The organism is Streptomyces sp. NPDC028289, assembly GCF_055565975.1.
This window is the reverse complement of the sequence record NZ_JBVHTI010000006.1, coordinates 1-23,843: the sequence shown is the minus strand read 5'-3', so window position 1 is coordinate 23,843 and position 23,843 is coordinate 1. Positions and strand designations below refer to the sequence as shown.

The window sequence follows — 23,843 nt, the reverse complement described above, 5'->3', positions numbered from 1 at the left end:
CAGCCGACCCGACCGGCCCTGACTCACCACCAGGAGCGTCATGCGCAGCAAACTCGTCCTGCACGCCGTCGACTCGCACACCGAGGGCATGCCCACCCGCGTGATCACCGGCGGGATCGGCACCATTCCCGGCGCGACCATGAACGAGCGGCGGCTGTACTTCCGTGAACACCGCGACGACATCAAGCAGTTGCTGATGAACGAGCCGCGCGGGCACTCCGCGATGAGCGGGGCGGTCCTGCAGCCGCCGACCCGGCCCGACTGCGACTGGGGCGTGGTCTACATCGAGGTCTCCGGCTATCTGCCGATGTGCGGGCACGGCACGATCGGCGTGGCGACGGTGCTCGTGGAGACCGGGATGGTGGAGGTCGTGGAGCCGGTCACCACCATCCGGCTCGACACCCCGGCCGGCCTGGTCGTCGCCGAGGTGGCGGTGGAGGACGGCGCGGCGAAGAACGTCACGCTGCGGAACGTGCCGTCGTTCTCCGCCGCGCTGGACCGGAAGATCGTGCTGGCCGACGGGCGGTCAGTGACCTATGACATGGCATACGGAGGCAACTTCTACGCCATCCTCCCCCTCGACGAGTTCGACCTCCCCTTCGACCGCACCCGAAAGGACGACATCCTCCGGGCCGGCCTGTCGCTCATGGCGGCGATCAACGCCGAGGCGGAACCCGTCCACCCCGAGGACCCGTCCATCCGCGGCTGCCACCACGTCCACCTGATCGCCCCCGGTGCCACGGCCCGCCACTCCCGGCACGCGATGGCCATCCACCCCGGCTGGTTCGACCGCTCCCCCTGCGGCACCGGCACCAGCGCACGGATGGCCCAGCTGCACGCGCGCGGCGAACTCCCGCTGGACACCGAGTTCGTGAACGAGTCCTTCATCGGCACCCGGTTCACCGGCCGGCTCCTGGGCACCACCGAGGTCGCGGGTCTCCCCGCGGTCCTGCCCAGTTTCACCGGCCGGGCCTGGATCACCGGCACCGCCCAGTATCTGCTGGACCCGGACGACCCGTTCCCGGCCGGCTTCGTACTCTGATTCCCCCGACGACCCTCCAGGAGTTCCGCCATGGCCGACCGGCCCAGCAGCCCGCCCAGCGTCAAGCCCGCCATTCCGTCGCTCGGCGGCCGGAAGCCGAACTTCCGGGAGCGGGTCGTGGACGTGCTGCGTGCCGCGCTGATCGCCGGTGAGCTGCGCCCCGGCGAGGTGTACTCGGCGCCGGGGCTCGCTCCCCGCCTGGGCGTCTCCGCGACCCCGGTGCGCGAGGCCATGCTGGAACTGGCGAAGGAGGGCATGGTCGAGATCGTCCCGAACAAGGGGTTCCGGGTCACCGCCCTCTCCGAGCAGCAGCTCGACGAGTACACGCACGTCCGGTCCCTGATCGAGATCCCGACGACCGTCGCCCTCGCGGCCACCGCCGACCCCGACGACCTGGAGGCACTGCGCCCGGTCGCCCTGGAGATCGTCACCTCGGCCGTGAAGGGCGACCTGATCGCCTACGTAGAGGCCGACCTGGCCTTCCATCTGGGTCTCCTGGCCCTCGCGGGCAACGGCCATCTCGTCGAGGTGGTACGGGACCTGCGCCGCCGTTCGCGGCTGTACGGGCTGACGGCGCTGGTGGCGGCCGGACGTCTGAAGACCTCCGCCGAGGAGCACCTGGAGCTCCTCGACGCCCTGCTGGCCCGTGACGAGCGGGCCGTGCACGAGGTCATGACCCGCCACCTGGGCCACGTCCGCGGCCTGTGGGCGGCCCGTCAGCCCGAGCACGGCTGAGCGCTCCACCGGAAGTGCCGCCCCTCCCTTCGGGCACTGCCGAACCACAACTGCACGTCGCCGGACCCGCTGCGCAGCTTCCGCGCACTACGCCCCGGGATGGGCGAGTTCGATGTCGTGGTCGTGGACGTCGGCGCCGGAGACGGCCACCCCGGCGGCGTGCGGCGGGTAGCCGGTCGCGACGACCGTGTACTGGCCGCTGTCCAGGTCGGAGAAGGCGTACGCGCCGTCGTCACCGGTGGTGGTCGTGCCGACGACGTTGCCGGCGGCGTCGACCAGCGTGACCCGGGCGTCGCACAGCGGGCCCCCCGCTCCCCGGACCGTGCCCCGTACATGGGCGCCGGGCCGCAGCTCGACGTCGACCCGGGTGGTCCCGGTGCCGGCTATCTCGACGGGCAGGGCGAGCGGCCGGTGCTTGGGTGAGCTGACCGCGAGGGTCACCGTGGCCGGCACCAGGTCGCCGACCGTGAACTCGCCGAGCCCGTCGGTCTGCTGGGTGGCGAGCACGTCCCCGCGCACGTCGGTGACGATCACCGTCGCCCCGGCGACCGGCGCCCCGCTGTCCGCGGCCCGCACCACTCCGCCCAGGCCACTGCTGCCGGCGAGCAGCAGGTCGTGGGCGACCGGTCCGGAGCTCACGACGAGGGTGGTGGCCTGCGGCCGGCAGCCGTCGGCGGAGGCGATCAGGACGTACGTCCCCTCGCCGGGTGCCGCCACCGCGTAGGCGCCGTCGGCGTCCGCGACCGCGCGGCCGAGTTGGCGGCCGCCGGGGGAGATCAGGGTGACGGCGGCCCGGCCGACGCCGGTTCCGTCGGTGCCGCGCACCCGGCCGTGCACCTGGACGCCGTCGTCGACGACGGGGACGTTCGGCGGAGCCTCTTCCGTGCCCACCGGAGCCTCTTCCGTCGCCATCGGCGCCGCGGGGACCGGCTCCGGCGCGCCCTGAGCGGGGGTGGCCTGCGGCGCTCCGCCCGTCGCCGCGGCCGGCTTCCGGCGCGGGATGAACGCGGCCACGAGCAGCGCGAGGAGCGCCGCGCCCGAGCCCGCCGCCATGACCACCTTGAAGCCGTTCTCGGAGGGTACGGCCGTCGAGCCGAAGACGGTGGTCATCTGGGCCAGGATCACCCCGGCGACGGCGCTCGCGGTAGACGTGCCGATGGACCGCATCAGGGTGTTGAGGCTGTTCGCGGCGGCCGTCTCGTGCGGGTCGACGGCGCCCATGATGAGCGCGGGCATCGCGCCGTAGGCGAAGCCGATGCCGGCGCCGATGATGCAGGAGACCAGCACGAGCTGCCAGACGGCGTCCATCAGCACGATGTTGAGACCGTACCCGGCGGCCACGATCACCGCGCCGCACATCAGGGTGACCTTGGGACCGAAGTTCTTGGAGATGAGGGCGGACAGGGGCGCCATCGCCATCATCACCAGGCCGGTCGGGGCCATCACCAGACCGGCGTCGAGCAGCGACTTGCCCAGACCGTAGCCGGTCGCCTCAGGCAACTGCAGGAGCTGCGGAAGCACCAGGGACATCGCGAACATCGAGAACCCGAAGGCGATCGAGGCGAGGTTCGTGACGAGGACCTGTCGGCGGGCCGTGGTGCGCAGGTCGACCAGCGGCTCCCGGGTACGGAGTTCGTAGAAACCCCAGGCGAGCAGGATGACCACGGCGGCGCCGAACAGGCCGAGCGTGGTGCCGCTGGACCAGCCCCAGTCGGCGCCCTTGGAGATGCCGAGCAGCAGGCAGACCAGGCCGGCCGCCATACCGAGGGCGCCGGGCAGGTCGAAACGGCCGCCGGTGCGGACCTTCGACTCCGGGACGAGAAACAGCACGAGCAGGGCGGCGACGACGCCGAGCGCGGCCGAGGTCCAGAACAGCACGTGCCAGTCGAAGTGGTCGGCGATCAGCGCGGCGGCGGGCAGGCCGAGGGCGCCGCCGACGCCGAGTGAGGCGCTCATCAACGCCGTGGCGGAGCCGAGCCGTTCGGCGGGGAGTTCGTCGCGCATGATGCTGATGCCGAGCGGGATCACGCCGGACGCCAGCCCCTGCAGGGCCCGCCCGATGATCATCGGCACGAGGGTGTCGCTCAGCGCGGCGGTGACCGAACCGGCGACCAGCATGACCACGCTGGTCAGCAGCATCAGCCGCTTGCCGTACATGTCCCCGAGCCGCCCCATCACGGGGGTGGCGACGGCGGCCGCGAGGAGGGTGGCGGTGACGGCCCAGGCCGCGTTGGACGCCGAGGCGTTGAGCAGCTTCGGCAGTTCGGGCACGATGGGGATCACCAGGGTCTGCATCAGCGAGACCACGATCCCGCCGAAGGCCAGCACCGCGACGATGACGTTGGCCCGCGGCGCGGCGGAGTCCCCGGAGACTGCCGGCCGGGGGTGTGCATGGGACATGGTCGGGCCTCCGTAGGGCCGCTCGGGTCTGTACGACCCTCCCGAATGTAAGTCAATTGATTGACTTAAGCAACCAGGATGTGCGTGCGGGAAGTGAAGATTCACCGCACGTCCGGCCGCACGTCAGCTCGACTCGCGCACCACCAGCCGGCACGGCACCGTGTGCACCCCGGGCTCCGGCTCGGCGTCGATGGCCTGGAGCAGCCGCAGCGCGGCGATCCGGCCGATCTCGGCCAGGTTCATGTCCACGGTGGTGAGCGGCGGCCGGCAGGCGAGGGCCATGGTGTCCCAGTTGTCGTAGCCGACCACGGCGATGTCCCCCGGCACGTCCTTCCCCCGCTCGCGCAGGGCGTCCGCGACCCCCCGGGCGATCTGGTCGTTGCCGCAGAAGACGGCGTCCGTGCCGGGCGCCGTCCGCAGCACCGCGTCGGCCGCGCGCCGCCCCCAGGCCTCGCTCCACTCCCCGAAGTGCACCCGTCCGGTGGCGAGTCGGAGGTCGGCCCCGGCCAGGTGCTCGACGGTGTGCCGGGCGCGGTCGCGGGCGGCCTGGTGGTGTTCGGGCCCGGTGACATGGGCGATCCGGGTGCGACCGGTGGCCAGCAGGTGTTCCACGGCGAGATGGGCGCCGCCGCGGTCGTCGGTGACGACGGAGGTGTCGGCGGGGTCGGTGGACGGGGAGAGGGCGTAGACGACCGGGATCGACGGGTCGATGCCGGTGAGGGGCGGGCGGGGGTCGGTACGGCGGCCGGTGACGATGATGCCGTCCACCCGCCGGGCGGTGAGGTTGCGCAGATGGTGCTGCTCGCGGATGGCGTCGCCGCGGGTGTCGCAGAGCAGGACGGAGATCTTCCCGGCGCCGAGCGCGTCCTCGGCGCCCAGCAGGACCGGTGTGCTGAAGCGGCCGATGCCGTCCGTCGTCATCAGGCCGACCGTCCAGCTGCGGCCGCTGTGCAGGCTCTGTGCGTGCTGGTTGGGCCGGAACCCGAGCTCCTCCACCGCGTCCAGCACCCGTTGCCGGGTCTCCGGGCGCATCCGGCCGGCGCCGTTCAGCGCCTTGGACGCCGTGCCCACACTGACACCGGCGAGCGCGGCGACATCGGCGAGCCTGGCCCGGCCGGCGGGCGGAGAGTCTGGAGCAGAGGTCACGGGCAAACCTTTTCCTTGACGGTTCCTCGACCGCGTCGCCCATCGCACGGCGACAGAGCCGCCCGCCATCCTCGCAGCCGGTCGAGTGAAGCACCAGATCCAGCAGGCAACTTGAGAAATCTGCGCCGGGTGTCTTGACCCCTCCCTCCGACTGCCCTGTACTTCTCGGCGAGAAAACGGTTGCTCAAAGTGGTTCCACGCCTCGTCACGTCCGATGCTCCAGACGGCGTTCGACATACCGACAGCGCTGGCGTCAAGGCGCCCAGCCCCCTCCTCACCCCGGAGAGCCATGCCCCGCACCCGCTCCGCCCTGCCCTCCCCCTTCGGCCCGGTCCGTCTCACCCCCGACGCCCGTACCGCGCTGCGCCCGGCGGCCGCCACCATCGACGCGGGCTTCTGGCACGACCGTCGCACCACCAACGCCCGGGTCTCCCTCCCGCAGGGCCCGGACCTGCTGGAGTCCGCCGGGAACCTGCACAACCTGCGGCTTGCGGCCGGCACGGCCGAGGGCGGGTTCCGGGGCGCGTACCCGTTCGTCGACACCGACGTCTACAAGTGGCTGGAGGCGGCTGCCTGGCAACTCGCCGACGAGGACGACGAACTGCTGGCCGCCGAGGTGGAGCGGATCGTGGCCCTGGTGGCCGACGCCCAGCAGCCGGACGGCTATCTCAACACCTGGTTCCAGCTGGTCAAGGGCGGCGAGCGGTACCAGGACCTGCGCTGGGGCCATGAGTTGTACTGCGCGGGCCATCTGATCCAGGCCGCCGTGGCCCACCATCGCTCCACCGGTCGTCCCGAACTCCTCGACGTGGCACGCAAGTTCGCCGACCACATCGACTCTGTGTTCGGCCTCCCCGGCAGCGGCAAACCCCTCGACGGCATCGACGGCCATCCGGAGATCGAGACGGCTCTGGTGGAGCTGTACCGGGAGACCGGCGAGCGCCGCTATCTGGATCTGGCCGGTTACTTCGTGGACCGGCACGGCCATGGCCTGCTCGACGGCGACGCCTACTCCCAGGACCGGGTGTCGCTGCGCGAGGCGACGAACGTCGAGGGCCATGCCGTACGGCAGTTGTACCTGCTCGCGGCGGCCGCGGACCTGGCCACGGAGACCGGGGAGGCCGAACTCCGGTCTGCGGGCGAGCGGTTGTGGCACGCCATGACCACCACCAAGACCCACCTCACCGGCGGGCTCGGCGCGCACCACGACAAGGAGGACTTCGGCGACCCGTACGAACTCCCCAACGAGCGCGCCTACTGCGAGACCTGCGCCGCCATCGCATCGGTGCAGTGGAGCTGGCGGATGGCCCTGCTCACCGGCGAGGCCCGCTACTCCGACCTGATCGAACGCACCCTCTACAACGGCTTCCTGGCCGGGGTCTCGCTGGACGGCGAGCGGTGGCTGTACGTCAACCCGCTCCAGGTCCGCGACGGCCACACCGACACCGGCGGCGACCAGTCGGCCCGCCGCACCCGCTGGTTCCGCTGCGCCTGCTGCCCGCCCAACGTGATGCGGCTGCTGGCGAGCCTGCCGCACTACCTGGCGTCGGGCGACGAACAGGGCCTGCAGATCCACCAGTTCGTCACCGGAACGTACACGGCCGACCGGGTCCGGGTACGTGCCGAGACCGACTATCCCTGGCACGGCACCGTCGCCTTCACCGTCGAGGAGACCCCGGCCGACGCCCCCTGGACGCTGTCGCTGCGCATCCCGCAGTGGTGCCGGGAGTTCCGGGTGCGGTGCGGGGAGGAGACCTACGACTCGCCCGTGGACGACGGCTGGCTGCGGCTGTCACGCACCTGGGCGCCGGGCGACCGCGTGGTCCTGGAACTCGTTCTGGAGCCCCGGCTCACCGCGGCCGACCCGCGCGTGGACGCCGTACGCGGCTGCGTGGCGATCGAGCGCGGACCGCTCGTCCACTGCCTGGAACAGGCCGACCATCCGGGCGGCGGTCTGGACGACATCGTCCTCGACCCGTCCCGTCCGCTCGCCGTGAAGCACCGCCCGGACCTGCTCGGCGGGGTCACCACCGTGGTGGCCGCCGGCCGGCGGCGCCCGCTCCCCGACCGGGGCTGGTGGCCGTACGCCCCCGCGACCGGCCCCGCGGCCGAATCCGACGGCGAGCCGGTCGAGTTGACCGCGGTCCCGTACCACGTCTGGGCCAACCGCGAGGACGGCAGCATGCGCGTCTGGCTCCCCACTTCCTGAGACACCCCCCGTCCTACGACAACGAGGTCACCCCGTGATACCCACCCGCCGTACTCTCATGGCCCTCACCACGGCCGCCCTGCTCCCTCTCACCGCCTGCGGTGGCGGTTCCGGCTCCTCGGGATCGTCGTCCTCGGCCGGCGGGACCTACACCTTCTGGGACCCGTACCCGCAGTTCGACGCCTCCTCGGACTGGGGCAAGCGGGTGGCCTCGTGCGGCACCTCGGCCGGGGTGAAGCTCAAGCGGACCGCGTACGACACCACCGACCTGGGCAACAAGGCGCTGCTGGCCGCGCAGCAGGGCAACGCGCCGGACGTGATGCTGGTCGACAACCCGGTCGTCTCCACGCTGGTGGAGGCGGGGATCCTCAACAAGACGAGCGACCTCGGGCTCGACACCTCCTCGATCCAGAAGAACATCATCGGCGCCGGCACGATCGACGGCTCCTCCTACGGCGTCCCGATCGGCGCCAACACCCTCGCGCTCTACTACAACAAGAAGGTCCTCTCCGCGGCCGGTGTCGACCCGGCCTCCGTCAAGGACTGGGCGTCGCTCACGGCCGCGCTGAAGAAGGTCAAGGCGGCCGGGAAGAAGGGGATCACCTTCTCCGCGATCAACACCGAGGAGGGCAGCTTCCAGTTCCTGCCGTGGTTCTGGGGCGCGGGCGGCGACCTCACCAAGCTCGACTCCGGCAAGGGAGTTGCGGCCCTCTCGCTGTGGAAGCAGTGGGTGGACGCGGGGTACGCCCCGAAGGACGTGCTGCAGAACACCCAGACCACCAGCTGGCAGGAGTTCGCCACCGGCGACTACGCGTTCAGCGAGAACGGCACCTGGCAGCTCGGCAACGCCGACAAGGCCGGGTTCGGCTACGGCGTCATCAACATCCCCGCTCAGAACGGCGGTTCGGCGCCCGTCCCGACGGGCGGCGAGTTCGTCACCGTTCCCGTGCAGAAGGACACCTCGCGCTACGACCTCAGCAAGAAGATCGTCAGCTGTCTGACCAGCGACGCCAGCCTGCTGGCCACCGACACCACGCTCATGTACGTGGCGCCGACCTCCGCCGTGCAGACCGAACAGGTGGCGAAGAACGCGGAGTTGAAGCCGTGGGTGGCGGCCGTCGCGGCGGCGCGGGGCCGGACCAGCGGCGGTCTCGGCACCAAGTACCCGACGATCTCGCAGCCCCTGTGGACGGCCGTCCAGGCGGCGCTCTCCGGCAGCAAGTCCCCCGGGGACGCCCTGGCGACCGCCCAGTCCAGCGCGCAGAAGGGCTAGGACCGGCATGACCGTCGCCCGGATCGACCGGCCGCGGCGCACACCGGCCGCCGCGGCGCGGGCGAGCGGCACCGGCGCCCGCTCCCTGCGCCGCAGGCGGCGGCTGACCGCGCTCGCCTTCGTGGCCCCGCTGATCGCCTACCTCGCCGCCTTCTACGTCTATCCGCTCTACCGCAACCTCGACCTCAGCCTGCGCGACTACACCGTGCGCTCCTTCGTCGCGGGCGACGCACCGTTCTCCGGCTGGGCCAACTTCCGCACCGTGCTGGACGATCCGACGTTCGGTCCCGCGATGCGGCACACCATGGTCTTCACCTTCGTGTCGATCGCCTTCCAGTACGTCATCGGGCTCGCCCTCGCGGTCTTCTTCAACCGGCACTTCAGGCTCTCGACCATGCTGCGGGCGCTGTTCCTGATCCCCTGGCTGCTGCCGCTGATCGTGTCGGCGTCGACGTGGTCATGGATGTTCAACAGCGAGTCGGGGGTGGTGAACTACTTCCTGCACTTCCTCGGCGTCGGCCCCGTCGGCTGGCTGACCTCGCCGGACTGGGCGCTGGTCTCGGTGATCGTCGCCAACATCTGGATCGGCATCCCCTTCAACCTGGTCATCCTCTACAGCGGCCTGCAGAACATCCCCGGTGAGCTGTACGAGGCGGCGGCGCTCGACGGGGCGGGCGCCTGGCAGCAGTTCCGCCGGATCACCTTCCCGCTGCTGCGTCCGGTGTCGGCGATCACCCTGCTGCTGGGGCTCGTCTACACCCTCAAGGTGTTCGACCTGATCTGGATCATGACCAAGGGCGGTCCCGGCGACGCCTCCTCCACCCTGGCGACCTGGTCGTACCAGCTGGGCTTCGGCACGCTGCTGCCCAAGTTCGGCCCCGGTGCCGCAGTCGGCGACATCCTGATCCTGATCGCGCTGGTCTTCGGCCTCCTCCACATCCGCGTCCAGAGGAGGCAGGAGGCGTGAAGTCACGCGGCTACACCCTGATCGGTCTCTGCCTCACCGCACTGATGCTGTTCCCGGTGTACTGGATGCTCAACGTGTCCCTCACCCCGCAGCAGGACATGCGCAAGGACCCGCCGGACCTGCTCCCGCTGCACCCGACCTTCGCGGGCTACCGGGCCGTCCTCGACGACCAGCTCCCCTACCTCGGCACCAGCCTGCTGATCGGCATCGGCACGGTCGCCCTCACCCTCCTGATCGCCGCCCCGGCCGGCTACGCACTGGCGAAGCTCCGGCCGCACGGAGGCGGGGCCCTGAGCCTGGCCCTGCTGATCGCCCAGATGATCCCGGGCATCGTCATGGCGATGGGCTTCTACGGCATCTTCCTGGACCTCGGCCTGCTCAACTCCTGGTGGGGTCTGATCGTCGCGGACTCCACCATCGCCGTGCCCTTCGGCGTCATGATCTTCACCGCGTTCATGTCGGGCATCCCCGGCGAACTCGTCTCGGCCGCCCGGATCGACGGCGCCGGCACCTGGCGCACCTTCCGGTCGGTCGTCCTCCCGCTGAGCCGCAACGCGATCGTCACCGTCTCGCTGTTCGGCTTCCTGTGGGCCTGGTCCGACTTCGTCTTCGCCAACACCCTCGACGGCGGCGGCAGTTGGAAGCCGATCACGCTCGGCATCTACAAGTACATCGGCAACAACAACCAGGAGTGGAACGCGATCATGGCCACCGCCGTCGTCGCGTCGGTCCCCGCGGCCGTCCTCCTGGTCCTCGCCCAGCGCTATGTGGCCGCGGGCGTGACCGCGGGCGCGGTGAAGGACTGACACCCCCAACTCCTCGAGGAGACGCATGCCATGAGCCGCACACCCCTCAGAGCCACTCTCGGCGCCGTGATACTCACGGCCGCCGTCGGCACCGCGGCGCCCGCCCACGCGGCACCCACCTCGTCGACCACCCTCGTGGTGAACGCGAACCAGACCCTGCGCTCGGTCACGCACGTGGCCACGGGCAGCCTGTACGGCCTGGACACCGCGAGCGTCCCGGCCGACAGCCTGGTCGAGCCGCTCAAGCCGAACACCTTCGTGCAGATGGCGCCCGGCGGCAGCCAGCTGCCCAACGGCGAGTCCAGCCCCGGCGGTGACGCCCTGGTCGTCGCCCCCGAGGCGGCCAGGGCCGGTGCCAAGGTGGTCGTACGGATGCCGGACTGGTATCCCGACTTCCCCTACAAATGGGTGAGTTGGAGCGACTGGCTGTCGGCCGTGGACAAGCAGGTCGCATCGGTGAAGTCCTCCGGCGCCACCAACATCGCCGCCTACGAGCTGTGGAACGAACCCGACTGGACCTGGAACACCTCGTCGGCCGGCAGCTTCGACTCCGGATGGGCGACGACGTACAAGGAGGTCCGTGCCAAGGACTCCACCACCCCGATCCAGGGCCCGAGTTACTCGGCGTGGAACCAGAGCTGGATGACCACGTTTCTCACCGACGCCAAGGCGAGCGGCACCGTGCCCGACATCGTCTCCTGGCACGAGTTGCAGGGCTCGCAGAACATCGCCGCCCATGTCGCCGCCTACCGCGCCCTGGAGAGCAGCCTCGGCATCAGCGCCCGGCCGATCGCCATCGAGGAGTACGGCACCACGAGCGAGGTCGGCGTCCCCGGGCCGCTCGCGAGCTATGTCGCCAAGTTCGAGCGGGCCGGCGTGCACGACGCCGAACTGGCCTTCTGGAACCACTACGGCACCCTCGGCGACACCCTCACCGACACCGGCGGCTCGCCCAACGGTGCCTACTGGCTCTACAAGTGGTACGGCGACATGTCCGGGAACATGCTCGTCACGACGCCTCCGGCACAGACCGGCATCGACGGCTTCGCCTCGCGCAACGGCGCGGGCAACCAGATCAGCGTGGTCACCGGCGGCTGCACCGGTTCGTGTGCCGTCACCGTCAACGGGCTGTCGTCGCTCTCCGCCTTCGGCAGCACCGTGCACGTCAAGTTGGAGTACACCCCGTCCAAGGGCCGGACGACCGCCGTCTCCGGGCCGGTGACGATCTCGGACACCGACTACACGGTCAGCGGCGGCTCGATCACCGTGCCGGTGACGATGAACGCCTCCGACGGCTACCACCTGACCATCACCCCGAGCGGCACCGCCACCTCGCTGGCCGGCCGCTACCAGATCACCAACAAGAACAGCGGCCTCGCCCTGGACACCAGCGGCGCGGGCACGGCCCAGGGCACCCTCGTCGTCCAGGCCACCGCCACCACGGGCACCGACCAGAACTGGACCCTGGTGGCCGCAGGCAACGGCCTCTACAAGATCAAGCAGCAGGCGAGCGGCCTGCTCCTCGGCATCACCAACGCGGGTACCTCCGACGGCGGCACCGCCCTGATCTGGGGCGACAACGGCACCGCCGACCACCTCTGGCAGCTGATCCCGTCGGGCGACGGCTACTACAAGATCGCCAACTACAACAGCGGGCTGCTGCTCGGGGTGACCAACATGAGCACCTCCTCCGGTGCCCAGGTCCTCCAGTGGGACGACAACGGCACCGCCGACCACCTGTGGAAGCTGACCGCCCGCTGACGTGAGCCGCACGTGAACCCGAGCACACCCGCGCGGGGCGACGACCTGCATTCGTTGCCCCGCGCAGCCTTTTCCGACCGATTTGCAGTCGAAAACGCCAGCCAGTCCTCATCATCCCAGGAACACAGGTCGGGTAGCCGGCAGATCCGAACATGTGACCAGCTAAGCGCGGTTATCGTGTCGGAACTCATCGAAGGCGGACAGAGCTGGCGGAGGACGGGCGGTGTCGGACGAGGGGCGGCTGGTCGCCGGGCGGTACCGGCTGGCCGAGCGGATCGGACGCGGCGGCATGGGCACCGTATGGCGGGCCGAGGACGAGGTGCTGGCCCGGCAGGTCGCGCTCAAACAGCTGCACCCCCGTCCGCACCTGTCCGACGACGAGCTGGCCACCCTCTACGAGCGCACCCGTCGCGAGGCCCGCAGCGCCGCCCGGGTCGTCCACCCCAACGTGGTCGTCGTCCACGACGTCGTGGACGACGACGGCCGCCCCTGCATCGTCATGGAGTACGTCCCCGCGCCCACCCTCGCCGACCTCCTCGACGGCGGCCGGACCCTCCCGCCCGAGGAGGCCGCCCGGATCGGCCTCGGCATGGTCGCCGCCCTGCGTGCCGCACACACCGCCGGGGTCCTGCACCGGGACGTCAAACCCGGCAACGTACTGCTCGGCCCGGACGACCGGGTCGTCCTCACCGACTTCGGCGTCGCACTCACCGCCGGGTCCTCCACCCTCACCCAGACCGGTCAGATGGTCGGCTCGATCCCCTACATGGCCCCGGAGCGGCTGCGCGGGCTGACCCCCGGACCGGCCTCGGACCTGTGGTCACTGGGGGCCACGCTGTACCAGGCGGTGGAGGGCAGGCCGCCGTTCCGGCGCGACACGGCGATGGAGACGGCGTACGCCATCGTCACCGACCCCGTCGAGCCGCTGAAGCAGGCGGGCCCGCTGGAGCCGCTCGTCCAGCTGCTGCTCGCCAAGGACCCGGCGGACCGCTCCTCTGCCGAGCAGACCGAGCGGGCGCTGCTGTCGACCTGGTCGGGAGCGGTGACGGAGGCGACCCGGCGCCGGCCGATGCAGCCGCCACCGGCCACGGTCCGGGCGGCGGCCGCCGGTGCCGGACGCCGTCGGCGGCGCGCCCGGCGCGGCCGGCTCGCCCTGGCGGCCGGGGCCATCACCCTGGCGGCGGCCGCAGCGGTCACGGCCGCCCTCACGCTCCCGCGCGCCCCCGCCGACAAGCATCCGGCGTCATCGGCGACGACGACGGCGAGCTCGGCCCCCTCTCCCCTCCCCCAGGGCTACCACCTCGCCACCGACAAGGAGCTCGGAGTCTCCTTCCCGGTCCCCGACGGCTGGACGGCCGGCACCCGCGCCACCGACGAGATCACCTACAAGGACCCGACGGGCCTGGCCGGCGTCACCATCGGCATGGTGGAACCGGCCGGCGCGAACCCGATCACGCACTTCGCCGACATCGAGGCCAACACCAAGGTCAACTACCCGACCTACCGCAGGCTGCGGATGCAGCGGACCACCTTCCGCGGGCAGCCGGCCGCGGTCTGGGAGCTCACCTTCCAAGGCCGGGTCCGCGTCTTCCGCGCCATCGACCTCGGCTACGGCGGCGCGGGCGGCCGGGAGTACGACATCCACCTGTCCGCACCGGACGCCAGGTGGAACACCTACCGGCCGGTCTTCGACAACCTGAGGGACGGATTCCGTACGACCGGCTGACCGCTCGGCAACGGGGACCTTCGGCCGCTAAGTTGTCCGACATGAGCAACCTTGACCGCGCGCCCGTTCCGAGCGTGTGCGGCGGCCGCGGATTCGTCGTCGCCGAACCCGTCCGCGAGCTGCTGAGCCCCCGCCACGTACAGCTCGGCGAGTCGACCGAGGTGCGCCGGCTGCTGCCGAACCTCGGCCGCCGCATGATCGGTGCCTGGGCGTTCGTCGACCACTACGGCCCCGACGACATCGCCGACGAGCCGGGGATGCAGGTCCCGCCGCACCCGCACATCGGGCTGCAGACCGTCAGCTGGCTGCACCAGGGCGAGGTGCTGCACCGCGACTCGACCGGCAGCCTGCAGACGATCCGCCCGCGCGAGCTGGGGCTGATGACCTCGGGCCGGGCGATCAGCCACTCCGAGGAGAGCCCCAGGTCGCACGCCCGGTACCTGCACGGCGCCCAGCTCTGGGTCGCCCTGCCGGACTCCCACCGGCACACGGACCCGCGGTTCGAACACCACCCCGACCTGCCGACGGTCACGGCCCCCGGCCTGACCGCCACGGTCATCCTCGGCTCCCTCGACGGCGCGACGTCCCCCGGTACGACGTTCACCCCCATCGTCGGCGCGGACCTGGCCCTCGCCCAGGGCGCCGACCTCCGCCTGCCCCTCGACCCCGACTTCGAGTACGGCGTCCTGGCGATGTCCGGCGAGGTGCACGTCGACGGCGTACCGGTGCTCCCGGGCTCGATGCTCTACCTGGGCTGCGGCCGCACCGAACTCCCCCTGCGCGCGGAGTCCGACGCGGCTGTCATGCTCCTGGGCGGCGAGCCGTTCGAGGAGGAGCTGATCATGTGGTGGAACTTCATCGCCCGTTCCCAAGACGAGATCGTACAGGCCCGGGAGGACTGGGCAAAGGGCACCCGTTTCGGCGAGGTGAAGGGGTATGACGGGGCCCCACTGCCGGCGCCGGAGATGCCGCCGACCCCGCTCAAGCCACGCGGACGGGCGCGCTGACCTGCGCATACGCCAGCTATCCCCCCAAGAGCCGAAGACCGCGCAACCACCCTCCACCTAAGGATGATCATCGGAGGCAAGGGACCTCGGGAGGTGCCTCAGCGGCACCTCCTGGGACTTCCTCGATTCCAAGGTGTGGGCATCTGTGGGCGACTTTGCCAGAACCAATGCTGACCTAATGCTGACTTTCTTGACGCCACGTCAGCCTGACAGGGAGTCAGCTTGCCCAGCCTGCGCTGTCGGCACAGGCGGCGCCAGTTTGATGAGTTCGACGCCGGATCCCGCCCGGCGGGACGGCTGACACGGTCAGACAGGGGCGGTTAACGCCGCCGGAAGACGTTTGTCGGAACCCGCCACCTTCAGGGCCGGGGACAGGCCTCCTCCGGTGCACCCGGGAAGGTCGGACGCGCCGAGAAGAGCGGGTTCTCTTCGCTGGCACCGGTCGGAGCGCCAGCACCTCTCGGATCGACGTCGCCACTGCCGAGGACGGCGAACGCTCCCGCCTGGTACGAGGAGCGGCACGAACTACAGCGCAAGGCGCAATCCTCACGGCGTATCCGCGTCGAGCACGGCATTGCCCACCTGAAGAACTGGCGGGCTCTCGCCCGCCACCATGGCCGACGCGAACACATGAGTGACATCGTCCACGCCGTCGCCGGTCTGCTCTCACACCAGCGGACCGCCACCCTCGACCACGCCCTCCGAGCGTGAACACCAACAACGCCACACACCTCGATGTGCCACGGCCAACCGTGCACGAGGTCGTTAGTAACCGCGTAGACGGTCTTCGTCTCGACCTTGCTGGTCTTGCGGTGGGTGCGGCGGCGTTTGATCTCCATGGCCTGGACGGCGTGGGGGAAGAGCAGGCCCGGCTGGACGGTGCAGACCTTCAGGCGACGGACCTCTCGGCGGCCGTGCCCCGCCCCAGTGGTGCGGGCCTGGAGAGGGATTTCCCGCCAGGGCAGGCGCCGCAGTTGCCGACGCAGCTTCTTCTGGTTCCCTTTGACGACCAGGAGGTAGTGGCCGCCAGCCGTGATGACGTGCTCGGCGCGGGCGCGCTGGGTGTGCATCGCGTCGGCGGTGACGACGACGCCGCGCAGGTCGATCCGGTCCAACAGCGGGGCGAAAGCGGGGATTACGTTGCTCTTCGTGGCGACCTGGCGCTGGGCGATCACGGTCTGGCAGGAGTGCAGCGCGGCAGCCAGCAGGTGGACGCGCTGCTGTCGGTGCGGGATCCTCGCACGGTCTTGCCGTCGACGGCCAGGCCGACCAGCCTGTCGCCGAGTTCGTCGACCGGGTCGGCGGCGTACCGGGCGAGCCAAGCGCCCACGGCGTCGTCCAGGGCGTCGCCGTCCAGGCGGGACAGTCGTCCCAGCGTGGAGGCGTTCGGTGTGCTGGAGTCAAGTCCGAGTCGTTCGCGCAGACTGGAGTCGGCATCGACGGAAAGCGGGAGATGGCGGCCAGGGACGCGGCTCCGCCGAGGACGGCGACCAGACACAGCGCGAGCAGGGAGTCCAGGCGGTAGCGGCGGCCCCGGACCCGGCGGGGATCAGGTATCTGCTCCAAGACCTGGGCCAGGGAAGCGAACTGCGACGGTTCCGGATCCGGGCAGGCGGAGTCGATGCCCTCGTAGTGGCGCTGCAGGACACTGATCAGGGGGACAGCACGCGAACGCGACCCCTGTTCGTGATCAAAGGCTTCAGCAACCTTGATCATCGGGGGTCGCGTCTCTCGTTGCCGAACCGGGCGAACCGTCCCACGGGACCGCGCGTACGCAGGCGATCAGCTCATCTCGCCAACTGAGGTCAGAACGCATCAGCCCTGATCGTCCGACCTGAGTGCCGGCGCCACGCAAGGTCGCCACGCCGATCTGGCACGCCTCGTGCTGGGGAACCCGAAGGTGCCGGTGGACTGCGAACCGGCCGCCACACTGCCGGCGCTCACCTCATCGCACATCCGCAGGCTGGCCATATAGCCGGACGCCATCAGCTCGGCGGCCGGTTCGTCGACGCCATCCCTCTCGCCCACAGCGCGCACGACATGCCGGGCCGGCGCCGAGGTCCGAACGCAGTAGTGATCACTACCGCGAGGCCAGGACGTCGTCGGGTAGTTCACCCGGTTGGTCCATCGCTACACTGATCACGTCGCACCGACGGCCATCGCCACGAGCTCGCCCAACACCTCGCGCTCGATGTCGAGGAACGACCGCTCCTCACCCTCGGCGATCCACTTCCCGAAGGCTACGCCGAACACGGTCACCCCGGATTCCGCGGCGAGCGTGGCCGTCGCCTCGGGAACCTCCCGCGATCGGAGGGCGGCAGCGACCGCCGTGGCCAGCCCCGCCAACTTCAACAACTCCCGTTCCTGCAGCGCGGGATTCTCGGAGATGATCCTCTGCCGCCGCCTGGAGTGGTCGCGGCGCTCGGTCGAGAAGAACGGCGCCGCGGCCGACAGGGCGGACTCGACCATCTTGAGCGGTGACGCGTCCGGCGCAGCCGCAGCTACGCCGTCCAGGAACGCCTGCTCCAGCAGCTCCTGGCCGCTGAAAAGCACCTCACGCTTGTCGGCGAAGTGGCGGAAGAACGTTCGCTCCGTGAGACCGACGGCCTGGGCGATGTCGGCCGCGGTCGTCCTGTCGTAGCCGCGACTGATGTAGAGGTCCATCGCCGCTGCCTGTAGTCGTTCCCGCGCCCCGGGCTCCCATCGCACCATGCCCACCACTCTAGTGATGACAGCAGCTGACATGACAGCTACAGTGACGACAGTCACTGACGTCAGCAACTGACATCGCTTGCCTCGCTCACCAGGCTTGAGTATCGAAGGAGATCATTCACATGCGCGTCTTCGTCACCGGAGCATCCGGGTGGATCGGTTCGGCCACAGTCGACGAGTTGCTCGCCGCCGGCCACGAGGTGGTCGGGCTCGCCCGCTCCGATACCGCGGCCGAATCCCTCGACGCGAAGGGTGCCCAGGTCCGCCGCGGCGACCTCGACGACCTCGACAGCATCCGGGAGGGCGCCGCGACCGCTGACGCCGTCCTCCACCTCGCCAACAAGCACGACTTCAACAACCCTGCCGTCTCCAATCAGGCCGAACGGGCCGCCGTGCAGGCGATCGGCGACGTCCTGACCGGATCAGGCCGTCCGTTCCTGCTGGCGTCCGGCGTCGCCGGCCCGGCGCAGGGCCGGCTGGCGACCGAGGACGACAGGTCACCGTTCCACGGCCTGGAGTCCCCCCGAGGCGGCAGCGAGAACCTCGCGCTGGAGTACGTCGATCGCCGCGTGAACACGGTCAGCGTGCGGTTCGCCCCGACCGTGCACGGCGACGGCGACCACGGGTTCATCGCGACCCTGGTCGCGATTGCCCGTGAGAAAGGGGTCGCGGGCTACGTCGGCGACGGCACGAACCGCTGGCCGGCGGTCCACCGGTCAGATGCCGCGCAGATCACCCGCCTGGGACTGGAGAAGGCCCCGGCGGGAACGCTCCTGCACGCGGTGAGCGAGGAGGGAGTCCCCACACGGGAGATCGCACAGGCCATCGGACGAGGACTCGACGTTCCCGTGACCTCGATCGCACCGCAGGACGCACAGAAGCACTTCGGCTGGATCGGCCGCTTCTTCGCTATGGACATCCCCGCCTCCAGCACTCGCACACAGGAACTCCTCGGCTGGGCGCCAAGTGGGCCCAGCCTCATCCAGGACCTGGACGCCGGGTCCTACTTCCGCACCTGACGCACGACGCGCCAAGCGGTGTCGGTCTCGACAAGGACGACACGTGGCGGCGAGGACACGGAATCGACAGGGTTCGCCTGAACGGACGAAGGGCCAGCACGGTTCTGAGGGGAGGCCGGTGCAGTACTGCGCCGGGACTACCAGGCTGGCCTGCGGCTGCAGGAACGCAGGCGATCAGCTCATCTCGCCGACTGAGAACGCATCAGCCCTGACCCCTGTGCAAGCAAGCTTGTGACACCGACACCGACACCTGCCCGCCGGCTCAGCGCTGCCGAGCCCCACACTTCGCGCACGCGCCCCAACGATCCTTGCCCTCGCGCCGAGCGCCGCAGCTCGGGCACCCGTCCTTGACCGGCATGATGACCCCACTCTCAGGCGCCCTCGTTTACCCGCGCCCGGAGCCTACCCAGGAGGCCGGAGCAGGTGCGGAGCCCCGCGGGCAACCCCCTGGGAGTGAACGGTCAGCGCAGAGCCTCCGGGGCCGATATGGTCCGCGCATGAGCCGAGAAAATCAGGGCAAGCCGCGCAAGTCGGACAAGCAGGCGCCCTGAGTCGTGGACATGTCGAACGTCTCCGTGACGATGAAGAAGAACGTCATCCTCAGTCACATCATGTCGGCCGAGGATCCGAAGGGGCGAATGGTCCGGGAATTCGCGAAGCGTCAGTACGGGGAGTTCACCGTCGAGGAGCGTGATGTTCTCGACCTCCCTCTGGAGCTCCGGGATGCCGCCTTGAAAGAACTTGCGTTCTACGCAACAGCGCAGCTCCCCACCGAGGCGCCAGGGCAGTACAGGAAGCAGCGGCCCGGACCGCGGCGAACTGCAAGCAGGCACTCGCCCGACTCCTGCCGCTCACCCGCTAGCAGGACTGAGGACCGGGCTTCTGCGACACCGTTTCTCGGTTCGCCGACTTCACGGAACACCAGGAGTGATTCACAGCTTAGGCACGGTCGGGGGCGCAGAAGCCAGCCGCCGTCGCATAGCGGAGTGGCCTCACTCCCCAGCCGTGATGGTGGATCAGGAGTCCTCGTGGGCGAGGGCGCCGGCGATGTCGGCGCCGACGCTGTAGCCAGGGCTGTCGTCGAGGAGTTCCTTGCGCCGGTTGTAGCGCTGCGTGGTGCGGGAGTCCTTGTGGTCGGCCCAGCGCTGGATCTTGTCGGGGCGAGCGACCGGCTTGGCCAGGGCGTGGGTGATGGCGTCGCCCTTGGTGCCGTGTGGTCCGCGCGGGGGCAGTCCGGCGTTCTTGGCCAGGGACTGGAGCAGCCGCCACACCGATCTGTTCAACGTTCCCGATCGGCTCCCGCGGCTGCTCGCCAGCTTCGCCCGGGTGGCCTAGAAGGACGACACCTCGGTCTGGCTCGACACCGACGACAAGTCACCGGCGGAGCTGGCCGACTGGGTCACCGCCGATTTGGAGCGCCGCCTTGATTAACCCCATCGACACGGCCGCCGTCATCCGTGACGGCGGCGCAGTCGCGCAGTACCCAGGCCAGATCCACGAGGGCGTCGGGTGGTGGCTCGGCGCCTGCCTGGTGGTCACCGCCAAGGCCTCTCGCCTCGCTGTGGCCCACGACGGACACCCGGCCAGCGCCCGAATTCGCTGACCGCCTGCGCCAAGGCGCGATCAACGCCCAGCACTACGCCTGCACCGTTCGCTACCTCGGATGGCAGCCCGAGGAGGAACTCCTGGCCGAACTGAGCGCCATTGAGTCCCCAGGTGCGTGGCTGTCCTCGGAGACCGCCGGTGACGTCACCACCGTACGGATCAGCCTGTACACCCCGCGGGGCACGCTCCTGGATAACACCAGCGGGCTCGCGACCATCCGCGGCCTCATCGCCAAGGACCGCGTTCCTCGTCCCGTGAACTCCCAGGCCAAAGGCACGATCGCGCCGTGGACCCCCGTTCCGACCGCCGGAGGCCGCTCGTGATCGACGCAGCGCAGATCATCGACTCCGCCACCAACATCTTGTTCGTGACGTTCGACTCCCTGCGTCACGACGTCGCCCACACGCGGTGGAGAACGGCCGCACTCCCCGCCTCGCTGGACTGCTGCCCGGCGGGCAGTGGGAACGACACCAGACACCCGGGACGTTCACCCTGCCCGCGCACATGGCGTTCTTCTCCGGTTTCCTGCCCAAGCTGCCACAGCCGGAGCAGCCGAGCCGCCTGTGGGAATGCCGTCCGCCGGCCTTCAAGGAGGTTCACCCCGAGACGTTCGTGTTCGACGCCCCGAATCTCCTCGACGGACTCGCCATGCACGGGTACCGCACCGTGTGTGTGGGCGGAGTCACCTACTTCTCCCAGGAAACGCCACTCGGCTCGGTGCTGCCTGCGATGTTCCATGAGACGCGCTGGCGGCCCGAGTTCTGCTCCCCCGAGCCTGACTCCACCCGCTACCAGGCGGACCAGGCCCTCGGTGATGACGACCGAGCTGCTGGTCAGTGAGCTGATCGGCAATGTGGTCCGGCACGCGAAGGGCCCTGTCCGGCTCCGGTTGCTGCGCAGCCGGTCGCTGATCTGCGAGGTCTACGACGGCAGCCTCAGCACTCCCCGTATCCGCCACACCACGTACACCGACGAGGGCGGTCGTGGACTGCAACTCGTGGCTGCCCTCTCCCGACGCTGGGCGCCCGCTACCTCCACGACGGCAAGTGCATCTGGACCGAACAGGACATGCCGCGCCCCGGCACGTAGCCGCGTGCAGTCAGAGACCGGATCAGCACGATCAAGGATCGCTATCACCCAGGAAATAGGCACCGGAAGGGGTGTGTCCCATAGTCGGGCCTCTTCCTGAGGCCCGCTCGCGCAGGGGGCGTTCCCCTTCGGGTGCGGTGATGCCCCTCGGCGTGGCACGGCCACGGTGGCGGCGAGAAGCACACCGTCGCCGCCACCCTCGTGGAGATCCCGTATGCCCCCGTTCGACGCCCCGCCCATGCCTGCAGACAGCACCGCCGTCCAGCCACGGCGGCTCTCCCTTCTGCGGCTGACGGGGATCTGCCTGGTGACGGTCTTCGGGGCCGTGGTCTCTTACACCGTGCCGGTGGCTACGCCGATTCTGCTGAATGACATGGGCGTGACGTCCACGGCCTCATCGGCATGGTCATCGCGATCACCAGCGCCGCCAGGTGGCCGGATGCGTTGTCTTCGCCTCGCTGACAGGCAGTCCCCAGCGCAAGCTGCCTGCGGTTTTCGGCGTGTGCGGAGCAGGCTTCCTGCTGATGATCCTGGGCCACGACGCCGTGCTCCTGGTGCACGCGGGCGGGCTGCTCACCTGTGTCGGCACCGGCCCCCTGCTGCCCATCCTGCGCCAGGCTCGGAACGCGTAGGAGAATCCCGTCCTGACTTCGTCCGGCGTCCCCGATGTGTCAGCAGGCGGCGATGGCCGCGTCGATGTGCAGCGAGGCCTCGGTGCGGGCGGTGATGTCCTCGACGGTCACACCCGGGGCGGTCTCGACGAGGGCGAGGCCGTGCGGTGTGACATCGAGGACGCCCAGGTCGGTGACGATCCGATGCACGCACCGCTCACCGGTCAACGGCAGCGTGCACTCTTTGAGGATCTTCGGACTGCCGTCCTTGGCGGTGTGCTCCATGAGCACGATGACCCGGCGGGCGCCGTGGACGAGGTCCATCGCGCCGCCCATGCCCTTGACCATCTTCCCGGGGATCATCCAGTTGGCCAGGTCGCCGACGGCCGAGACCTGCATGGCACCCAGCACGGCGGTGTCGATGTGGCCGCCGCGGATCATGCCGAAGGAGAGCGCCGAGTCGAAGAAGGAGGCGCCCGGCAGGACGGTGACGGTCTCCTTCCCGGCGTTGATGAGGTCCGGGTCGACCTCGTCCTCGGTCGGATACGGGCCGGTGCCCAGGATCCCGTTCTCCGAGTGCAGGACGACATGCACGCCGGGCGGGAGATGGCCCGGGATCAGGGTGGGCAGGCCGATACCGAGATTGACGTAGGAGCCGTCGGTGAGTTCGACGGCGGCCCGGGCGGCCATCTGTTCGCGAGTCCAGCTCATGGTCATACCGTCCCTCGGGTCGAAGACGCGGAGATCGCAAGGCGTTCGATGTGCTTGTCGATGGCCTGGTCGGCTGTCAGATGGACCACCCGTTGGACGAAGACGCCCGGCAGGTGGACCTCGTCCGGGGCCAGCTCACCCGGCTCCACCAGCTCCTCGACCTCCGCGACCGTCACCCGGCCGGCCATCGCGGCCAACGGGTTGAAGTTGGCGGCGGCACGGCGGAAGACAAGGTTGCCGTGCCGGTCGCCGCGCCAGGCACGGACCAGGGCGAAGTCGGTGGTGATGCCGTGCTCCAGGACATACGAACGCCCCTTGAAGGCACGGACCTCCTTGGCCGGCGAGGCCACCGCGACAGTGCCGTCGGCCGCGTACCGCCACGGCAGGCCGCCGTCGGCGACCTGGGTGCCCACGCCCGCCGGGGTGTAGAAGGCGGGGATGCCGGCGCCTCCGGCGCGCAGCCGCTCGGCCAGCGTGCCCTGCGGAACCAGTTCCACCTCCAGCTCACCGGCCAGGTACTGGCGGGCGAACTCCTTGTTCTCGCCGACGTAGGAGCCGGTCACCCGCGCGATGCGGCCCACCTCGAGCAGTACGCCCAGACCGCGGCCGTCCACCCCGCAGTTGTTCGACACCACCTCCAGGCCGCTTGCGCCCTGGTCGTACAGGGCCTGGACGAGCACGGCGGGGATGCCGCTGAGTCCGAAGCCGCCGACGGCCAACGTCGCGCCGTCGGGGATGTCGGCGACCGCCTGCTCGGCGCTCGCGCAGACCTTGTCCATAACAGGTCCTTTCAACCGGGGAGTACGGTCGACCAGCCGCCGTCGACGACGAGGTTGGCGCCGGTGATGTAGGAGGCCTCGTCGGAGGCGAGGAAGACGGCCGCGTTTACCACCTCGTCGGGGAGGCCCACCCGGCCGAGTGGGATGTGGCGGGCGATGGTCCGCATGGGGTGGTCGGCGGCGAGCAGGTCGCCCCGCGAGCCCTCGGTGTCGATCATGCCGGGGCTGAGGCAGTTGGCGCGGAT

23 protein-coding genes and 2 pseudogenes are annotated in these 23,843 nt (G+C 70.2%); 14 read left to right on the top strand and 11 right to left on the bottom strand.

Annotated features, from left to right (window positions below; all coding sequences use genetic code 11):
* The first annotated feature begins 40 nt into the window (after window positions 1–40).
* Together ACZ4UV_RS29330 and ACZ4UV_RS29325 are read left to right on the top strand one after the other, a co-directional pair.
* A complete protein-coding gene (locus tag ACZ4UV_RS29330) occupies window positions 41–1,042 on the top strand; it encodes a proline racemase family protein (RefSeq protein ID WP_467841888.1) in 1,002 nt (333 codons plus the stop codon).
* 30 nt (window positions 1,043–1,072) lie between these two features.
* Complete coding sequence (locus tag ACZ4UV_RS29325; RefSeq protein WP_451022303.1) at window positions 1,073–1,777, top strand: GntR family transcriptional regulator; 705 nt, start codon at window positions 1,073–1,075, stop codon at window positions 1,775–1,777.
* Between the two features lie 87 nt (window positions 1,778–1,864).
* On the opposite strand, the gene ACZ4UV_RS29320 is transcribed toward ACZ4UV_RS29325, so the two are convergent.
* Window positions 1,865–4,177 (bottom strand): MFS transporter, encoded by a 2,313-nt coding sequence (locus tag ACZ4UV_RS29320; protein ID WP_467841886.1) that lies wholly within the window; start codon window positions 4,175–4,177, stop codon window positions 1,865–1,867.
* Window positions 4,178–4,300: 123 nt separating this feature from the next.
* On the bottom strand, window positions 4,301–5,323 hold the full coding sequence (locus ACZ4UV_RS29315; protein ID WP_467841883.1) for a LacI family DNA-binding transcriptional regulator: 1,023 nt from the start codon (window positions 5,321–5,323) through the stop codon (window positions 4,301–4,303).
* Window positions 5,324–5,612: 289 nt separating this feature from the next.
* Between ACZ4UV_RS29315 and ACZ4UV_RS29310 the strand changes: the two genes are divergently transcribed.
* The 7 genes from ACZ4UV_RS29310 (at window position 5,613) to ACZ4UV_RS29280 (ending at window position 15,072) form a co-directional block, all read left to right on the top strand.
* A complete protein-coding gene (locus ACZ4UV_RS29310) occupies window positions 5,613–7,532 on the top strand; it encodes a glycoside hydrolase family 127 protein (protein WP_467841880.1) in 1,920 nt (639 codons plus the stop codon).
* A 58-nt stretch (window positions 7,533–7,590) separates the two neighbouring features.
* A complete protein-coding gene (locus ACZ4UV_RS29305) occupies window positions 7,591–8,805 on the top strand; it encodes a sugar ABC transporter substrate-binding protein (protein WP_451022689.1) in 1,215 nt (404 codons plus the stop codon).
* Between the two features lie 7 nt (window positions 8,806–8,812).
* On the top strand, window positions 8,813–9,772 hold the full coding sequence (locus ACZ4UV_RS29300; protein WP_467841877.1) for a carbohydrate ABC transporter permease: 960 nt from the start codon (window positions 8,813–8,815) through the stop codon (window positions 9,770–9,772).
* Window positions 9,773–9,816: 44 nt separating this feature from the next.
* Window positions 9,817–10,578, top strand: coding sequence for a carbohydrate ABC transporter permease (locus ACZ4UV_RS29295; protein WP_390036565.1), 762 nt, complete (start codon window positions 9,817–9,819; stop codon window positions 10,576–10,578).
* Window positions 10,579–10,608: 30 nt separating this feature from the next.
* Entirely contained in the window at window positions 10,609–12,339 is a 1,731-nt protein-coding gene (locus tag ACZ4UV_RS29290; protein WP_467841874.1) for an RICIN domain-containing protein, read from the top strand.
* Window positions 12,340–12,562: 223 nt separating this feature from the next.
* Window positions 12,563–14,065 (top strand): serine/threonine-protein kinase, encoded by a 1,503-nt coding sequence (locus tag ACZ4UV_RS29285; protein WP_467841871.1) that lies wholly within the window; start codon window positions 12,563–12,565, stop codon window positions 14,063–14,065.
* A gap of 41 nt (window positions 14,066–14,106) precedes the next feature.
* The gene (locus ACZ4UV_RS29280) at window positions 14,107–15,072 is read left to right on the top strand and encodes a pirin family protein (RefSeq protein ID WP_467841869.1); all 966 of its coding nucleotides are present in this window, start codon (window positions 14,107–14,109) and stop codon (window positions 15,070–15,072) included.
* 359 nt (window positions 15,073–15,431) lie between these two features.
* Here the strand turns inward: ACZ4UV_RS29280 and ACZ4UV_RS29275 are convergent, their stop codons facing one another.
* The 5 genes and pseudogenes from ACZ4UV_RS29275 to ACZ4UV_RS29255 all read right to left on the bottom strand — a co-directional run bounded on the left by ACZ4UV_RS29275 (window position 15,432) and on the right by ACZ4UV_RS29255 (window position 17,784).
* Entirely contained in the window at window positions 15,432–16,247 is an 816-nt protein-coding gene (locus ACZ4UV_RS29275) for an ISAs1 family transposase (protein ID WP_467841866.1), read from the bottom strand.
* Entirely contained in the window at window positions 16,244–16,402 is a 159-nt protein-coding gene (locus tag ACZ4UV_RS29270) for a hypothetical protein (protein ID WP_351712097.1), read from the bottom strand. The genes ACZ4UV_RS29275 and ACZ4UV_RS29270 overlap by 4 nt, the downstream gene beginning before the upstream one ends.
* A 125-nt stretch (window positions 16,403–16,527) precedes the next feature.
* Window positions 16,528–16,788: pseudogene (locus ACZ4UV_RS29265) on the bottom strand (transposase family protein); the annotation flags it as partial.
* Between the two features lie 99 nt (window positions 16,789–16,887).
* Window positions 16,888–17,187, bottom strand: coding sequence for a macro domain-containing protein (locus ACZ4UV_RS29260; protein ID WP_351712099.1), 300 nt, complete (start codon window positions 17,185–17,187; stop codon window positions 16,888–16,890).
* 24 nt (window positions 17,188–17,211) lie between these two features.
* Window positions 17,212–17,784 carry a TetR/AcrR family transcriptional regulator gene (locus ACZ4UV_RS29255; protein WP_351712209.1) on the bottom strand — a complete coding sequence of 191 codons (573 nt, stop codon included), beginning with the start codon at window positions 17,782–17,784 and terminating at the stop codon, window positions 17,212–17,214.
* 122 nt (window positions 17,785–17,906) lie between these two features.
* Between ACZ4UV_RS29255 and ACZ4UV_RS29250 the strand changes: the two genes are divergently transcribed.
* The gene (locus ACZ4UV_RS29250; protein WP_351712101.1) at window positions 17,907–18,803 is read left to right on the top strand and encodes an SDR family oxidoreductase; all 897 of its coding nucleotides are present in this window, start codon (window positions 17,907–17,909) and stop codon (window positions 18,801–18,803) included.
* A gap of 1,016 nt (window positions 18,804–19,819) precedes the next feature.
* Here ACZ4UV_RS29250 and ACZ4UV_RS29245 read toward each other — a convergent pair.
* On the bottom strand, window positions 19,820–20,086 hold the full coding sequence (locus ACZ4UV_RS29245; protein ID WP_467841861.1) for a site-specific integrase: 267 nt from the start codon (window positions 20,084–20,086) through the stop codon (window positions 19,820–19,822).
* A 140-nt stretch (window positions 20,087–20,226) separates the two neighbouring features.
* Between ACZ4UV_RS29245 and ACZ4UV_RS29240 the strand changes: the two genes are divergently transcribed.
* The 4 genes and pseudogenes from ACZ4UV_RS29240 to ACZ4UV_RS29225 all read left to right on the top strand — a co-directional run bounded on the left by ACZ4UV_RS29240 (window position 20,227) and on the right by ACZ4UV_RS29225 (window position 22,129).
* Window positions 20,227–20,406, top strand: coding sequence for a hypothetical protein (locus ACZ4UV_RS29240; protein ID WP_467841858.1), 180 nt, complete (start codon window positions 20,227–20,229; stop codon window positions 20,404–20,406).
* A gap of 410 nt (window positions 20,407–20,816) precedes the next feature.
* On the top strand, window positions 20,817–21,248 hold the full coding sequence (locus ACZ4UV_RS29235) for a hypothetical protein (protein ID WP_467841855.1): 432 nt from the start codon (window positions 20,817–20,819) through the stop codon (window positions 21,246–21,248).
* Window positions 21,223–21,497, top strand: a pseudogene (locus ACZ4UV_RS29230) (ATP-binding protein); the annotation flags it as partial. The gene ACZ4UV_RS29235 and the pseudogene ACZ4UV_RS29230, both read left to right, overlap by 26 nt.
* 500 nt (window positions 21,498–21,997) lie before the next feature.
* Window positions 21,998–22,129: a hypothetical protein gene (locus ACZ4UV_RS29225; RefSeq protein ID WP_467841852.1), complete on the top strand. Its 132-nt coding sequence runs from the start codon at window positions 21,998–22,000 to the stop codon at window positions 22,127–22,129.
* 39 nt (window positions 22,130–22,168) lie between these two features.
* Here the strand turns inward: ACZ4UV_RS29225 and ACZ4UV_RS29220 are convergent, their stop codons facing one another.
* The 3 genes from ACZ4UV_RS29220 to ACZ4UV_RS29210 all read right to left on the bottom strand — a co-directional run.
* Window positions 22,169–22,819 (bottom strand): CoA transferase subunit B, encoded by a 651-nt coding sequence (locus tag ACZ4UV_RS29220; protein ID WP_467841850.1) that lies wholly within the window; start codon window positions 22,817–22,819, stop codon window positions 22,169–22,171.
* A gap of 2 nt (window positions 22,820–22,821) precedes the next feature.
* The gene (locus tag ACZ4UV_RS29215; RefSeq protein WP_467841847.1) at window positions 22,822–23,598 is read right to left on the bottom strand and encodes a CoA transferase subunit A; all 777 of its coding nucleotides are present in this window, start codon (window positions 23,596–23,598) and stop codon (window positions 22,822–22,824) included.
* A gap of 11 nt (window positions 23,599–23,609) precedes the next feature.
* The coding region (locus ACZ4UV_RS29210; protein ID WP_467841844.1) for an SDR family NAD(P)-dependent oxidoreductase at window positions 23,610–23,843 on the bottom strand (234 nt) is incomplete at its 5' end.

Excerpts from the sequence above, each read along its gene's own strand:
- ACZ4UV_RS29305 (WP_451022689.1), top strand. The coding sequence starts at position 7,591 with ATGGCCCTCACCACGGCCGCCCTGCTCCCTCTCACCGCCTGCGGTGGC.
- ACZ4UV_RS29330 (WP_467841888.1), top strand. The coding sequence starts at position 41 with ATGCGCAGCAAACTCGTCCTGCACGCCGTCGACTCGCACACCGAGGGC.
- ACZ4UV_RS29310 (WP_467841880.1), top strand. The coding sequence starts at position 5,613 with ATGCCCCGCACCCGCTCCGCCCTGCCCTCCCCCTTCGGCCCGGTCCGT.
- ACZ4UV_RS29325 (WP_451022303.1), top strand. The coding sequence starts at position 1,073 with ATGGCCGACCGGCCCAGCAGCCCGCCCAGCGTCAAGCCCGCCATTCCG.
- ACZ4UV_RS29295 (WP_390036565.1), top strand. The coding sequence starts at position 9,817 with ATGCTGTTCCCGGTGTACTGGATGCTCAACGTGTCCCTCACCCCGCAG.
- ACZ4UV_RS29255 (WP_351712209.1), bottom strand. The coding sequence starts at position 17,784 with ATGGTGCGATGGGAGCCCGGGGCGCGGGAACGACTACAGGCAGCGGCG.
- ACZ4UV_RS29220 (WP_467841850.1), bottom strand. The coding sequence starts at position 22,819 with ATGAGCTGGACTCGCGAACAGATGGCCGCCCGGGCCGCCGTCGAACTC.
- ACZ4UV_RS29250 (WP_351712101.1), top strand. The coding sequence starts at position 17,907 with ATGCGCGTCTTCGTCACCGGAGCATCCGGGTGGATCGGTTCGGCCACA.
- ACZ4UV_RS29300 (WP_467841877.1), top strand. The coding sequence starts at position 8,813 with ATGACCGTCGCCCGGATCGACCGGCCGCGGCGCACACCGGCCGCCGCG.
- ACZ4UV_RS29215 (WP_467841847.1), bottom strand. The coding sequence starts at position 23,598 with ATGGACAAGGTCTGCGCGAGCGCCGAGCAGGCGGTCGCCGACATCCCC.
- ACZ4UV_RS29320 (WP_467841886.1), bottom strand. The coding sequence starts at position 4,177 with ATGTCCCATGCACACCCCCGGCCGGCAGTCTCCGGGGACTCCGCCGCG.
- ACZ4UV_RS29290 (WP_467841874.1), top strand. The coding sequence starts at position 10,609 with ATGAGCCGCACACCCCTCAGAGCCACTCTCGGCGCCGTGATACTCACG.
- ACZ4UV_RS29280 (WP_467841869.1), top strand. The coding sequence starts at position 14,107 with ATGAGCAACCTTGACCGCGCGCCCGTTCCGAGCGTGTGCGGCGGCCGC.